At 56.9% G+C, this 15305-nt stretch carries 11 protein-coding genes; 9 read left to right on the plus strand and 2 right to left on the minus strand.

The genetic code is table 11. From position 1 onward, the window contains the following. The first annotated feature begins 191 nt into the window (after positions 1 to 191). The 6 genes from BUB29_RS04185 (at position 192) to BUB29_RS04210 (ending at position 7925) form a co-directional block, all read left to right on the plus strand. Positions 192 to 743: an ECF transporter S component gene (locus tag BUB29_RS04185; RefSeq protein WP_033521529.1), complete on the plus strand. Its 552-nt coding sequence runs from the start codon at positions 192 to 194 to the stop codon at positions 741 to 743. Between the two features lie 123 nt (positions 744 to 866). Beyond that, positions 867 to 2474 carry an ABC transporter ATP-binding protein gene (locus tag BUB29_RS04190; protein ID WP_033522023.1) on the plus strand — a complete coding sequence of 536 codons (1608 nt, stop codon included), beginning with the start codon at positions 867 to 869 and terminating at the stop codon, positions 2472 to 2474. Continuing rightward, positions 2474 to 3289 carry an energy-coupling factor transporter transmembrane component T family protein gene (locus BUB29_RS04195; protein WP_033521527.1) on the plus strand — a complete coding sequence of 272 codons (816 nt, stop codon included), beginning with the start codon at positions 2474 to 2476 and terminating at the stop codon, positions 3287 to 3289. Before BUB29_RS04190 ends, BUB29_RS04195 begins: the two co-directional genes overlap by 1 nt. Then, positions 3277 to 4317, plus strand: a complete 1041-nt coding sequence (locus BUB29_RS04200) for an Lrp/AsnC family transcriptional regulator (RefSeq protein WP_081888429.1) — start codon at positions 3277 to 3279, stop codon at positions 4315 to 4317. The genes BUB29_RS04195 and BUB29_RS04200 overlap by 13 nt, the downstream gene beginning before the upstream one ends. A 132-nt stretch (positions 4318 to 4449) precedes the next feature. Then, entirely contained in the window at positions 4450 to 5241 is a 792-nt protein-coding gene (locus BUB29_RS04205; RefSeq protein WP_033521524.1) for an ABC transporter ATP-binding protein, read from the plus strand. Between the two features lie 41 nt (positions 5242 to 5282). Then, positions 5283 to 7925: an ABC transporter permease gene (locus tag BUB29_RS04210; RefSeq protein ID WP_033521522.1), complete on the plus strand. Its 2643-nt coding sequence runs from the start codon at positions 5283 to 5285 to the stop codon at positions 7923 to 7925. A gap of 70 nt (positions 7926 to 7995) precedes the next feature. Here BUB29_RS04210 and BUB29_RS04215 read toward each other — a convergent pair whose 3' ends face one another. Together BUB29_RS04215 and BUB29_RS04220 are read right to left on the minus strand one after the other, a co-directional pair. Next, a complete protein-coding gene (locus BUB29_RS04215) occupies positions 7996 to 8742 on the minus strand; it encodes a response regulator (protein WP_033521521.1) in 747 nt (248 codons plus the stop codon). Positions 8743 to 8818: 76 nt separating this feature from the next. Then, positions 8819 to 11425 carry a sensor histidine kinase gene (locus tag BUB29_RS04220; RefSeq protein WP_033521520.1) on the minus strand — a complete coding sequence of 869 codons (2607 nt, stop codon included), beginning with the start codon at positions 11423 to 11425 and terminating at the stop codon, positions 8819 to 8821. Between the two features lie 166 nt (positions 11426 to 11591). Between BUB29_RS04220 and BUB29_RS04225 the strand changes: the two genes are divergently transcribed. From BUB29_RS04225 to ychF, 3 genes are all read left to right on the plus strand, one after another. Beyond that, positions 11592 to 12929: an alpha/beta fold hydrolase gene (locus BUB29_RS04225; protein ID WP_033521519.1), complete on the plus strand. Its 1338-nt coding sequence runs from the start codon at positions 11592 to 11594 to the stop codon at positions 12927 to 12929. 99 nt (positions 12930 to 13028) lie between these two features. Continuing rightward, the gene (proC, locus tag BUB29_RS04230; protein WP_033521518.1) at positions 13029 to 13829 is read left to right on the plus strand and encodes a pyrroline-5-carboxylate reductase; all 801 of its coding nucleotides are present in this window, start codon (positions 13029 to 13031) and stop codon (positions 13827 to 13829) included. Positions 13830 to 14031: 202 nt separating this feature from the next. Beyond that, positions 14032 to 15126 carry a redox-regulated ATPase YchF gene (gene ychF / locus BUB29_RS04235; protein WP_033521517.1) on the plus strand — a complete coding sequence of 365 codons (1095 nt, stop codon included), beginning with the start codon at positions 14032 to 14034 and terminating at the stop codon, positions 15124 to 15126. Positions 15127 to 15305: the final 179 nt, after the last annotated feature.

Below are 15305 nucleotides of genomic sequence, written 5' to 3' on the forward strand. Positions count from 1 at the left end.
GGTGGTGTCGCAGACCGTTTCGGCGTATCTGCAAACGATGTCATCTCAATGTATTACAGCTGGTATAGAATCTGCGGTTGTTGCGAAAAGCAATATCTCAATTCTTTTCTTTGAAAGAAAAAACATTAGATTCTTTCAAAAATACAAGCATTACCGATGATATTGAGAATAACGTAAAGAGAGAAGAGATCATGGCCCAAGAAGTCAAGAACGATATCAAAAAGGCGTTGCAGGTCAACGCCATTCCGCTGATCGCCATTATGACCGCGGTCACCACGGTGCTGACCATGCTCGTGAAGATCCCGACCCCGATCCGTGGCTACCTCAACCTGTCCGACACCATGATCTATTTCAGCGCGTATGCGTTCGGACCATGGGTGGGCGGCGTTATCGGCGGTCTTGGCCCGGCGTTGAGCGATCTGATTTCCGGTTATCCGCAGTGGGCCATCTTCACGTTCGTCATCGATGGCCTGCAGGCCGTGCTCGTGGGCCTGCTCGTCAAGAAATTCAATCCAGCGAACATCATCATCGGATCGGTGATCGCAGGCGTATGGAAGGTGTTCGGCTATTTCATCGCAGGCGGAATCCTTTCCGGATTTGGCCCGGCGTTGGGCGAGATCGCGGGCAACTCCTTCCAGATGGCGGTGGGTCTGATTGTGGGCTTCGCGCTGTTCACCGCCGTTCGTCAGGCCTATCCGCCGCTGGTACGTTTGGGCAACCTCGGTATTAAGGCGGGGGAGTGATACATTAATATCATGTGAAGGCAGGCCCGTGGATTTGCCGATGAAAGGCGATTCCACGGGTTTTTATTGTGAAATGCGGTTGCCGTCTGCGGAAAAAATGCGTGAAAGCACGGGGTGGGCGTCATGATTACGGTTCGCGACTTAGGGTGGAAGTACGCGCCACTGACCGACGGGGGCAAGCCGGTGGAAAGTCTCAAGCGCGTCAGCTTCGACATCCGGTCCGGATCCTTCGTCGGCATCATCGGACCGACCGGAGCGGGCAAATCCACGCTATGCATGGCATTGGCCGGCATCATTCCGAACCTGGCCGACGGCACCATGAGTGGCGTCGTGGAAGTCAACGGCATGAATACGAGCAGACACTCCGTCTCGGCACTGTCGGAGCGCGTCGGCTACGTGCAACAGGATCCGGAAGCGCAGCTGTTCTGCTCGAGTGTCGAGGATGAGATCGCTTTCCCGCTGGAAAACCGCGGAGTAGCCCCAAACATCATCGACAAGCAGATCGACATCATGCTCGACTTGGTCGGCATGGCCGGATACCGCAAACGTGTACCGACCAGCCTGTCGGGAGGCCAGATGCAGCGCGTGGCCATCGCCGCCGCGCTCGCGGCGGAACCCGATGTGCTTATTCTTGACGAACCCACCGCGGCCCTCGACCCCGAAGGCAAGCAGGAAGTGTTCGACGTGCTCGACCGCATTCGCCAGACCCGTTCCATGACGGTGATCATGGCCGAGCAGGATACCGAACACATCGACTACTGGGCCGATCAGGTGCTGTTCATGGTCAACGGTGAAGTGGTGCGCAATGGAGACGCCAGCCTACTTACCCGGGAACGTCGACTGTTGGAATCCTCCGGCGTGCGGGTGAGTGGCGGACCGTCTCCCGTCATCAAGGCGTTGCCGGTAAGGAACGACGTCAAGCCGAAGCATGCGATCATCAGTCTGGACCATGTGACGCACCGCTATGGGCAGGGCGGCAATGCGTCTCCCGCACTGGACGACGTCAGCCTGGATATCGAACAGGGCGCCTTCGTAGGGCTTATCGGGCGCAACGGGTCAGGCAAGACCACGCTTGCCAAGCATCTGAACGGGCTGATTCAACCCACGCAAGGAATCGTGAATGTGGATTGGCTCGACGTGTCGAAGCATAGCGTGGGCGAAATGGCCGCGCACGTCGGATTAGTATTCCAAAATCCCGACCATCAGATTTTCTGCTCCAGCACCAAAGAGGAGATCGCGTTCGGTCCGACCGCGCTCGGACTTGACGCGGCCACCGTGTTCAAACGTGTCGACGAAATGATGACATTGTTCGACCTGCACCGGTATGAGGACGTTTCGCCGGCCACGCTCGGCTACGGCGAACGACGTGCGGTGGCATTGTCTTCGGTGATCGCCATGCGCACGCCAATACTCGTCCTCGACGAACCTACGGCGGGTCTCGACCATCGTCTCGCATCACGATTCCTTGGAACCGTGGGAAAACTCAACCGGCATGGCGTCACCGTCATCATGATCAGCCATGACATGCGTGCCGTATATCGGTATTGCACGCACGTGCTCGAATTGGAAGACGGTCATATCGTGCAATATGGACCGATCGACAAATCGCAGGAAGCGCAACAATCGCCCGCGCGACAGGCGCGGCAACCGCACAAGTCGCGCGGTCCGGTATCAGCGACCCACGTATTGTTGAAAATCGCCAAGGATGAATGCGACAAGGAGGAACGCTGATGGATGCCGGCCTGTATGTGCCAGGCGACGGATGGTTACATCGCACCGATCCGCGCGTCAAATTCCTCATCTCCATCGTCATGCTGGCCCTTTGCCTCGTATGGCGTAACTGGGCGTTCATCCTCGGCATCCTCATTCTCGAACATGTGATGCTCGCCACCGACCGTGTGCCCGCCGAACGCATTGGATGGGTGTGGAAGATCCTCGCCGTGCTCATCGTATTCATCGTGGTGCTTTGGCCGGTCTTCGACCAGAGTGGAACGCACGTGCTCTGGCAGTGGGGATGGTTGCGTCTCACGCAGGAGAACCTGCTCATGGCGGCGGTGATGGGTCTGCGCATTCCAGCGCTCGGCTTTGCATGTTTCATCACGCTGTTCACCACCAGCCAGACCAAACTGGTTCGTGGCCTTACCTCGCTTGGTGTGCCCTACAAGGCCGGGCTTACCTTGGCAACCGCATTACGGTATATTCCCGTGTTCTTTTCCATCTTCCAATCCGTGTCCGAAGCGCAGCGTGCGCGCGGGCTTGATCTGAGCGGCAAAGTCAATGCGGCAGGTAAAAAACGTAACATATTCGTACGTCTCGTAGACCGGTTCAAATCGTATCTGCCGATCATCATCGCCGTATTGATTCGCGCCTACAAAATGAGCCAAAGCGTGGACTGGGCCATGGAATCGCGCGGACTCAACCTGAATCGGAAAGGTGTGAAACGCACATATCGGGTCAACCTTACGATGAGAATTGTCGACTGGATTATTCTCGTGATTGCCATCGCCGCCGCAGGCAGCGTGTGGGTGATGACATGGCTGTCATAGGGGGTGTGATGACGCAGGATGAAGGGCATACCACAATCACCGCACGTGATTTGAAGGTGGTATCGGCACTGCAATGCAACGGACGCATGACCATGCAGGCGCTTGCCGATAAAATCGGCATTTCCGTATATGCGGCGACGGAAAGCTACAAACGGCTCACCGATGCGGGCATCATGACCATTGTGCCCGTATGCAATCCGTTGAGTTTCGGAAATTACAGTCAGGTACTTGTGGGACTGCGCATCAACGGCAATCGCAACGAGGCGCTCGCCATGCTCAAAGCCATGCCTCAGGTCACCTATGTGGTCTGCGCGCTGGGCGATGCCGACATCATCGCCGAAGCCGTGGTGTATTCAGCCGAAGGTATGGACCATTTCCTGAAGTACGATTTGCGCGCACTGCCCGGATTGACCCGTCTGCAAGTGTTCTCCTGCGGTCGATTGGTGCTTGACGACCATAATGTCAGCGTAGTCAACCGTCTGCTGGCCGAACGCGGCGAAACTGGATTCATGACCAAACGTGAGGCCAGCGTCGGCACCGATATTCCCGTGCATCGGTTGGACGCGCGATTCGTGCACACGTTCAACGAATTGCAGAAAGACGGCAGGGCAAGCTACGCCATGCTGGGGGAACATCTTGGTGTGACGCACACCGCGATTCGTGGGCGCGTCAAAAAACTGGAGGATTCCGGTGTGATGCGTATTATGGCCACGGTAAGCCCCATGCGTTTAGGTGGACTCCGCCAAGCGTTTCTCGGCATCGGTGTGAAGCCTCCGTATCGCCTCGACGTCGAACAGTTGTTAGCAATCGACGAGGTGACATATGCAATGAGCGGGGTCGGTTTGAATGGCGCCGACTACCTCATCGAAATCATCGCCGGAGATGACGAGGACTTATGGCGTGTGGTGGATGAGTCCATCCGTTCGCTGCCAGGCGTGGACCAGACATGGTGGGCTTCCACCGTCAGCGTGGAAAAAGAGTCGTACTGGCTCGAACCTCCGCAGGATGGTGTACTCCTCGACGATTGACAAATCAATGGTATGAGACGTTTCATTTTTGCTCATTCTCAAGGATGAGATGATAATTCAGACCAACGCATGATATTTGAATCAGCTGTTTTTCCGTAATTTTGGAGGTAATCCAAAGAAAGGAATGACAGCATGGATATCGGGGACACCATCAAAGCTACCAATACGGCCATTGCAACCGTGGATCTTGTGAAGGACTACGGTTCCGGAAATAACACGGTGCATGCGTTGCGTGGCGTCAACGTCGCTTTTGAAAAAGGAAAATTCACGGCGATTATGGGACCTTCCGGTTCCGGCAAATCCACGTTGATGCACACGTTGGCAGGACTGGATTCCGCAACCGGCGGGCACATCATATTCAATGGCGACGATCTGACGCGCATGAACGACAACCAGCTTACGTTGCTGCGCCGCCGCGACATCGGATTCATCTTCCAAAGCTTCAACCTGCTGCCGATGTTCACCGCCGAACAGAACATTCTCATGCCATTGACCTTGGCTGGAGCGAAACCCGACCGACAGTGGTTGCGTCTGCTGGTGGAAACGCTTGGCCTTAAGGAACGTCTCAATCATCGTCCGAACGAACTATCGGGAGGTCAACAGCAGCGTGTGGCCATCGCACGAGCATTGATCACCAAACCGAAACTGGTGTTCGCAGACGAGCCCACCGGCAATCTTGACTCCGTATCAAGCGCCGAAGTGCTGAGCTTCCTGAAACGTTCCGTCAACGAACTTGGCCAAACCATCATCATGGTCACGCATGATGCGGTCGCCGCGTCTTACGCCGACCGTGCGCTCGTGTTCGCCGACGGCCAGATCGTGGCGGACGTGAACAAGCCGACAGCAGACCAGATGAGTGAACTGCTGATGAAGGAACGCGAAGCCGCCACAATGAATGTGGCTTCCGCGAGACATTCCCACTAAACGCACTGTAGAAGCATTCGAAGAAGGGAACAGAATCCACCATGTGGTCCATCACTTTGAAACTCATGCGAAAAACCAAGCGCATGCTCATACCCGCAGGCATCGCCATCATGATCGGCACAGCGTTCATCGCCAGCACCTTCCTGTTCGGCAATGCCATGAACGACTCCCTGACGCGGCGGCTGACCGCCATGTTCGGAAACGCCAACTATGCGGTGACCGTCAACAGCTCCGACCTGAGCGATGAGGAACTCAACGAAGCGTACTCCAGCACTGTCGGCGACTTCCATCTCGACCAGATCGCCGGCATCGAAGGGGTCGACGGCGTTCGCGCCTCGGTGGAAACCGGCGTCAGCGTTTCCAAGGGAGACAGCACCATCAGCGGTGAGATCATCTCCACCGCGGCACAGAAGAACATGCTCCCCGTGAATATTACGAAAGGGGACCAGCCGAAGGACTCCAACGAAGTCGCACTGCCGGAAGACATGGCGAAGCAGCTGAACGTCAGCATTGGCGACACTGTAAGCCTGACCTCCCGATATGAGGTAGGCGCCGATGGCAAAGCCAAAGCGGACAACGTGCGCGTGGTCGGACTCACCTCCGATCCAAACGGTGCCTACTCGTACTATGGTGGTGCGATTGTAGGATCCAACAATCTGCTTGCCGCAATGCAGGGAACAGGCGATTTCAACACCACCGGAACAACAACGGTATACCTCGACCTTGCCTTGGATGGAAACAGCGCATCCGCAAAAACCATCAACAGTGTGAAAGCGTTGCTGCCAAAGCATTTCGATTTGATGCCGCGACAGCAGATCAGTGACGAAAGCATCAAATCCTTAACCGGCAACCAAACCAACATCGTCACCACATTCCTCATGTGCTTCGGCGTGCTTGCCATGTTCGTGGCGGCACTGGTGATTGCCAACACGTTCCAAGTGCTCGTGGCGCAACGCCGTCGCACACTCGCCTTGCTGCGCACTATCGGCGCGAAGAAAGGCCAGCTGTATGGTTCCGTGCTGTTCGAAGCGGCAGTGCTTGGCTTCGTCGCATCCGTGCTTGGCGTGGTGCTGGGAAGTCTGCTCATGTGGGGCATGTGCGTCAGTGACATCATGCAAGAGGGTATGCGATTCAATTTCTCTTGGCAGGCCGTCGTCGTGCCTATTCTCTTCGGTATTGTGGTGACGGTGCTCGCATCCTTGGGATCCGCACGTTCCGCTACTGCGGTGACGCCATTGGAGGCATTGCGCCCGATTGAACTGACCGACAACCGTCGTTCCAGCCTCACTCGAGCCATAATCGGTATTCTGATGGTGGTGGTCGGTATCGCCATGGCAGTATTTTCCATCTGGCAGGTACAAGCCACCAATGGCGGCGAGGAAGCGAACAGCGATCAATTCACGATGATTCTGCTCATAGCCATCGCCGGCGCTGCACTGGTGTTCCTCGGCATGGTGGTCACCGCGGTGTTCTGGATGCCGACCCTCATGAAGGGCGCTGGAGCGTTGGCCTCACTGACAGGATCTTCCGCAACAGTTGCACACGCCAACATTCAGAAGAATCCGCGACGCATCGCAGCAACCGGTGCCGCTCTGCTCATCGGCGTCACCTTGGTTTCCACCATCGCAACCGGTGCCGCTAGCGCCAAAGGGACTATGAATGGTGCACTCGCCACCCGTTATAGCGTCGACATCGTGGCCATGGGCGATGACATCAGCCAGCAAATGGCCAAGGATGTAGCCGACATCAACGGCGTGTCCGACACGTTGTATGCGCCGGCGGTTTCCGTGACCTTGGAGAAAGCGGATGGAACCCGGCCTACGTCCGCATTGCTGGTCGGTGTGAAGAACATCGATCAGGTCAAGCAGGTCATGCGTGCCAACTTGGGTAACGCCTCCATCGACAGTGATAGCGTTCTCATGCCAACATACAATGCGCAAACCGGCAAGGAGCTGCAGTTCGCCAATGGCACGGCTGATTTCTCCACCGAATGGAACCAGGACGGCGACGCTACGCGTTCGCTGACATTGCAAGCAAACCAAGCTGACTACCGTCGCGTATCCGCACAGTATGAAGCTGTCGGATTCGTGGATGAAAGTCATTTCACCAATGGTGACCTTGATGCCGCCACCCATGTGTTGCTGGTCAAAGCAGATACTGACAAGTCGGGAGTTTCCGTCGACGGCATCTACAACGACATGCAGGCCGCATTGGAAAAGAGCACTGATGCGACAGTGACCGGACCGATCGCCGAACGCATCACCTGGGCGCAGATGATCGACTCCATGATGATGCTTATGGTGGGACTGATCGCCGTGGCGGTACTGGTCGCCTTGATCGGCGTGGCCAACACACTGTCCCTATCGGTGATCGAACGCACCCGCGAATCGGCCACCCTGCGAGCCATCGGCATGACCCGCGGCCAGCTGCGGGCGTCACTCGCCATCGAAGCGCTGCTCATCTCCGTGGTATCCGGCCTTGCCGGCATTCTGCTTGGCACATTGTTCGGCTGGCTGGGCGCATACGTGGTGTTCAGTCTGTACGGCACCGTGGTGTTCCCGTTTGAATGGGGAATCAACGGCATTGTGCTTGCCGTGGCGGCTGTGGCAGCATTGCTGGCCAGTGTCGCGCCCGCCCGCAGCGCGGCCAAGGTGCCGCCGGTTGAGGCGCTCGCGGAAGCCTAGATCACTAAATAAAATGCTCCTTCGGAAGAAGGAGCATTTTTGTTGCCTGAATGCGTTTTTTATGAAGGTTTTATACGAGATGGTTTTCATAGGCGAACACGACGGCTTGGACGCGGTCTCGCGCATTGATTTTCGACAGAATATGCGCCACATGCGTTTTCACCGTCGTCAGGCTGATGAAAAGCTTGTCGGCAATCTCCTGATTCGACAATCCATGCGCGATCTCAATAAGCACTTCGCGCTCGCGATCGGTCAGTTCATCTAATTCCGGATCGGTGTACGTCGAATCAGAAGTGGAAGAAGCAGTGGAATTTCCATGTGCACCAACATTCGCAGCCATGAAATCGCCTTCCATCATTTTCTCGATAAGGCGTTTCGTGGCGGACGGTGCGATAATCGCATTACCTTGAAAAACCGTGCGAATCGAATTCAACAACGTTTCCGGTTCCGTATCCTTCAGCAGGAACCCCGAAGCTCCGGCATTGATCGCCGCCATCACATATTCATCCAAATCGAATGTCGTCAAAATAATCACCTTGGTACGGGCGACTTCTGATTTCGTGCCATCGGCAGCGAACCGATGCTGCAACGCGCTGATCTGCCGAGTCGCTTCAATACCATCCATGCCTGGCATACGCACATCCATCAACACCACATCAGGATGTAGTGTTTCCGCCAACGCCAAGGCTTCCGCACCATCGCGAGCCTGTGCCGCGACTGCCATATCGGGTTGGGAGCCGATCACCATGGCAAAACCGGTACGTACCAATTCTTGGTCATCGGCAATGACCACATGAATCTTCTGTTCTTCACTCATACTCTCCACCTTATCGGCATGTTCCGCTCACAGCGCGAAATAAACCCTTAAATCTCCCTGAAAAACCCTGAATTGGTTATCGGGGCATGTGCTGCAACTGTTCATCCAACGATGCGACCGGCCGCAATTGCAGTTCATTCGAGCCGTTGGCGTGGGAGCTATCGCTGAAACCGGTTTCGCGCAGCATGCCAAGCAGTTCGCGCATACGTTTGAGCGCGGCTCGCCCCTGCTCGCCGATTGCCTTGAACGCCGAGGAAATCTCGTCGGCGGTCGGCTCCTTGCCTTGAGCCTCGGCATCATCCAACATGCGAATGCCATCGACGGCTTGATTGATTACACTGTTCAATGTGGCAGTGACCTCAGCCTGAATATTGGCACTGATACGGTCGCGTTCCATATTTGCCGCGAGAATGCGTTGCTTCTCCTGCTCGGCCATCAGCGCTTCCTCTCGCGCCTGCAACACCAGTGCGTTGGAATCACTGGACCGCGTCCACCGCGCCCACGCCATGATGCCGGCGCACAGCATCAACACTGCAACCGTATACATAATGCCGGTAAAGAGCGCTGCACCACTACTTGCCGTGGCTGAAACCGGTTTTGTCAAGCCCACGGAAGCGGCGATGGCATCGAACAGGGTAGTGTATCCATGTTGGTCAGCTGCGATTTTCAAGCCCATCAGAGCTGAACAGGTGACAGCGGCAAGACCGGTCCAACGCCATGCGTGTTCACGCCCATACAATACGGCTGAATACAGTGCGCACAACGACGCTACGATGTGCCCGACCTCAATCGATCCCAGAAACACCAATTGCGTAACCGACAATACGAACACAATAAGCGCGCAAGTCTCGGGGAACCTGCGGCGAAGAGCCAGTGCCAGCAAGCAGCATACGGCGATCGTATGAGAGAGCTGCGCATGAGATGAACTATCAAAAAAGAACGTAATCGACATGAGATTCAGCAGCATGACCGCTACCACGGCACCAACGGTATCCATGAGCACATAATGATGCTGCGTCCACGCGGAAACACGTTCCACCCAATTCGAACTGTGCGCATTGGATGTATTTGCAAGTTCCACGGATTCCAGTTTCAATGATTTGAGCAAATCATGCAGGTTGGGCGCGGTGATGCGCAGATGTTGCAAAGCGTTCGAACGATGATTGCGACCGGCCGATTGTGTGGTTTCCTGCGTTTGCTCCGATGGCTGATTTGGTATTCGTGCCGATATGCTGACGGCTGTGTTGCGTGTGATTGCCACGTCTGATAGGTCCGCCTTGTTGGATGTGGCAGTTGCATGTGATTCGGATTGCTGTTCCGATACATGCCGTTTGCCGGTTCCATCTATCGCTGGTTCCTTGCCGCCGTAGGGCAGTATGGCCGTGACCTCGAAGCCTCCGCCAAGTCGAGGGCCGGCCTGCAATGAGCCTCCGGCCGATTCGATACGTTCCCTCATGCCCAACAGGCCATAGCCTGGAGTATGTCCGTCGATACTGGCCGCGGCTCCGCGACCATTGTCAGTGACGGTCAAAGTGAGCAAACCGTTGTTCCATGATTCCTTGATATACACATCGACATGCGGCCCCGCATACTTGCGGATATTCGTCAGCGCTTCCTGGACCATATGATAGGAAGCCGCCGAAGCTGGTCCGCCGAGTTGTTCAGGACTGACGGTGCCGGTGAGACTCCGTCGTATTCGAATGTCGGGGGAGACGTTTCGCGCTTGTTCCACAAGATTGTCGATATCGTTATAATCGGCGTGCGGTGAGCCCCCAAACACTCCCAGAAGACGTTGCATGTCATGCAATGCGCGTTCCGATTCATGCCGAATCGTCTCCATGGTGTTTCGGGCTACTGCAGGATCATGCGTACCCGCATAGCGGCCACCATCAGACTGCACGATGATGATCGACAAGGTGTGTGCCACCACATCGTGCATGTCGCGTGCGATACGTGCACGTTCCGCCAACGCCGCGATATCACGCTCATCCTGATCTCGCGCGGCGATTGCCTCATTGCGTTCCCGCATCATGCGAACGGTTGCCATGCGCGCACGATGCCAGAACGACATAACAATGGTAGAAATAATGCATACTTCAATCGGCGTTAGTGTCAGCATGTATTGCGCTACCATGCCGGCGACTTTCGGCATGGATGTTCCCGTGTAAATGGAACCGATGATGTCTTCCGTGACCATAGTGTCATTCGGATTTGAGCTATTCCAGCTGCTCCATGTATGCACTTTGCCTCCGGTGAGCAGCGGTCCATTGGTCATGGTCCATGCTATCAGCGCCGAAGCCAGAAGACCGATGGCCAACGCCAGAACAATGAAGGCTTTCGTGTTTTTGGGATTGCCGTAGACGATCACCGAATACAGCATGAACAATGCCAGAATGTCGGCACCCAGCAGGCATGGGCCGAATATGAGATGCGCCAAGGTTAATGCCACGCAGAGCAATGCGCCGGTCTGCGGCCGCCATCGACGAATCAGCAGCGGAACAAGCATCACCATCTCCCATGCCATTTGCGCGGAAGGGCTGAGATCGAACAGCAATCCCGGATTGTAGGTGACGCTGCCGGTCACGCCGAACAACAGAAACCCCACAACAATCGTGATGATGAGATCGCCTGCGAAAACATGGCCGTGCATCCACGACAAGAGACGCTGCTTGAGATTCGACATGCGTTCAACCCTAGCGTCAGATGTGCGGTGACGCCATCATGCGTAGGAATGAAATAGCGGTAAGATAAAGCCGCTTTTGTGAGGTAAGGTTGTTTCCGCATGTGGGTGAGATGGACGTTACCAATCGTATTGAACATGCCGATGAAGCCAAGGGAAAGGTGAACGCATGACATTGCTGAGCGAATACTACGTGCCCGGATTGCATATTGAGGATCGTTCCATCAAGGTGCCATTGGATTGGACCGGTCATGAGCCCGGTCATGGGTTCGATGGCGAATCGATCAGCCTGTTCTACCGTGTGGTCACCGCTCCCGAACATGTGCATGATGATCTGCCGCTGCTCGTGTTTTTGCAGGGCGGTCCTGGCGGTTCCGGCCCGCGTCCGCTCAGCCCAAGTTCTGACGGGTGGATTGAAGAGGCCATCAAGCATTTCCGTGTGGTGCTGCCGGATCAGCGCGGCACCGGGCGTTCCTCCCGCGTCGACACCCACATCATGAACCGTATGGACGGCACGCAAGGCGCCGCATATCTTAAGCATTTCCTCGCGGACTCCATCGTGCGCGACTTCGAACATCTGCGTCGCACCGAATTCGGGGGCGCACGTTGGGTCACGCTTGGTCAAAGCTATGGCGGATTCCTGACGTTGACGTATCTTTCGCTGTTCCCGGGCGGCGTGACCGCCGGCTTCACCACCGGCGGCATCCCGCACGTCCCCGCCGACGCCACCGACGTATACCGCCACACCTTCCCGCGCATGGCCCGCAAAACCGCGCAATTCTACAAACGCTACCCACAGGACGTCGAGCGTGCGGCCATCATCGCCGACAGGCTCGCCGCCGAACCCGTGAGCCTGCCCAACGGTGATCCGCTCACCGTCGAACGCTTCCAGATGCTCGGCTCCGATTTCGGCATGAAACCAAGCTTCGAACGCGTCCACTGGATTCTTGACGACGCCTTCCTTGACGACGACGGCTCCGCATCCGCCGATTCCGAGCTCTCCGACGAATTCCTCGCCAAGGTCATGGACGCCACCGCCTCCCGCCCGCTGTACTGGCCGCTACAGGAGTTCATCTACGCCAACGGCGAACTGGAGACGCCTATTCGTTGGGCCGCGCAGCGTGTACGTGACGAGCATCCGGAATTCGATGCGGGGGAGCGTCCGCTCAACTTCACCGGCGAAGCGATGTTCCCATGGATGTTCGAACAGGAGGCGGCACTCCGCCCCTTCAAGCCGGCCATGGACGTGCTGATGGAAAGCACGCATTTCGGCACGATCTACGACGCGGACCAGCTGGCACGCAACGAGGTGCCACTGCAGGCCGCCGTATACTTCGACGACATGTACGTCGACTCCGGGCTGCAACTCGACACCCTCTCGCGCGTGGGCAACTCGCACTACTGGACCACCAACGAATTCGAACACGACGGACTACACGGCAGCACGGTGTTCAAACACCTCTACACGGAAGCGCTGAACCGCGGCGACCTGGAAGAACTGTTCTAACCCCCTTAAGCACACAACCCGCTGCCGAACCGGCAGCCGAACCGGCAGACACAACACGAGCCATTGCTTCCTGCAACAGGAAGCAGGGAAGGAAACCCCATGAACAACCACACCATCGGATTCATCGGATACGGCAACATGGCGCAGGCCATCGCACAAGGCATGGTGGACGCCGGCGTACTGGACGGTGAACACATCGTCGCCTGCGCCGCCCACTACGACAAACTCGAACGCAACGCCGCCAAATTCGGCATCCGAGCCGTACACACCGCTGCGGAAGTAGCCGACGCCGCCGACGTGGTCGTCATCGCCATCAAGCCCTACCAGATCGAAGACGTAATCGGCCCCATCGTCGCCAAGCTCGCCCAAAGCAGCAAATTCGTCGTCTCCATCGCAGCAGGCTGGGATCTCAACAAATACCGTTACCTATTCGGCGAACAGTTCGACGCCGTGCACATCCAATGCACCATCCCGAACACGCCAATGGCCGTAGGCAAAGGCGTGCTTGTCACCGAATCCGACAACACGCTCAGCGAGACGCAGACCGAAACATTCGAACAGCTGTTCGCGCCGATCAGCCTCATCGAACGCGTCGACTCCGCACACATGGGCATTGCCATGTGCGTGGCCGGATGTGCGCCCGCCTTCACCGACATGTACATCGAAGCGCTCGCCGACGCCGGTGTGAAATACGGTTTGCAACGTGCCACGGCATATCGTTTGGCTGCGAAGATGGTGGAAGGTGTGGGTGCTCTATATCTCGCCACGGAAACACACCCGGGTGCCATGAAGGATGCCGTATGCTCGCCTGGCGGCACCACCATCAAAGGTGTCGCCTCGCTGGAGGAGAGCGCGTTCCGTGGCGCGATCATCAAGGCCGTCGACGCGATCGAACAGTGACGGTGTTCAGCAAGGAATCCGGTGCCGTTCATTCGCCAGATCGGGCATGAGACGCGTTCTGCAGGTCGGATAGGGGAATTCGACAAGGAACCGGCTCGAGATCGGGCGGTGCCGGATACGGCCATCATTGGCCTGCCGGCACAACACGGCAGCGGCTCGGTGCGAACAGGTTCATAGGCCGGTGGTTGTATGGTTGGGAACCATGTCTCTTACTATCGGAATCGTCGGACTGCCGAACGTCGGCAAGTCCACCATGTTCAATGCACTGACCCGCAACAACGTGCTTGCGGAAAACTACCCGTTCGCCACCATCGAGCCGAACACCGGCGTCGTGCCGCTGCCGGACAAGCGTCTTCCCGTGCTGGCCAAGCTCGTCCACACCGAGAAGATCGTGCCCGCCACCGTCACCTTTGTCGACATTGCAGGCATCGTCAAGGGCGCCTCCGAAGGCGAAGGCCTGGGCAACAAGTTCCTTGCCAACATCCGTGAGGCCGATGCGATCTGCGAGGTCGTGCGCGCCTTCGAAGACGACGACATCGTGCACGTCAACGGCAAGGTCGATCCGGCCGACGACATCGACACCATCAACACCGAGCTCATCCTCGCCGATTTGCAGACCATCGAGAACGCGCTGCCGAAGCTGGAAAAGGATTTGCGCGGCAAGAAGATCGAACCGGCATACATGGATGCCGTCAAGCAGGCCAAGGAGATTCTCGAAGCCGGAGAGACACTCGACAAGGCCGCCCGTGAAGGCCGTTTCGACAAGGACTCCGTGTACGACCTGCATCTGATGAGCGCCAAGCCGTTCATCTACGTGTTCAACGTGGACGACTCCGAGCTGCAGAACGACGAGCTCAAGACCAAACTGTCCGCCACCGTCGCTCCGGCTCCGGCCATCTTCCTCAACGCGCAGTTCGAAGCCGACCTGACCGAGCTGGACGAGGACGACGCCCGCGAAATGCTCGCCGACGCCGGTCTGGAGGAATCCGGCCTCGATCAGCTGGCACGCGTCGGCTATGACACGCTCGGCCTGTCCACCTTCCTCACCGCTGGTGAGAAGGAAGTGCGCGCATGGCAGATCCACAAGGGCTACACCGCCCCGCAGGCAGCCGGCGTGATCCACACCGACTTCGAAAAGGGCTTCATCAAGGCCGACATCGTCTCCTATGACGACTTCGTGGCCGCCGATGGTTCCATGGTGACCATCAAGGAGGAAGGCAAGCTCCGCCAGGAAGGCCGCGACTACGTCATGCAGGACGGCGACATCGTGGAGTTCAAGTTCAACGTCTCCAAGTAGCGGTTTCCGCCATCTGGAAACGGCTTGTTTTCAACGGTTTTGAGCTTCCCGACCGTTGGAAACGAGCCGTTTTTGAATGCGCTCGGAATGGCGGTTTCTGCCACGTCTCGGGCGGCTGTTGCCATCGCTTGAGTGCTTTTAGAGTGCTCTTGCGGGGGCTGCTGGAACGGCATGCGAAG

Origin of the sequence: Bifidobacterium merycicum DSM 6492 (assembly GCF_900129045.1) — a bacterium.
Classification (GTDB): domain Bacteria; phylum Actinomycetota; class Actinomycetes; order Actinomycetales; family Bifidobacteriaceae; genus Bifidobacterium; species Bifidobacterium merycicum.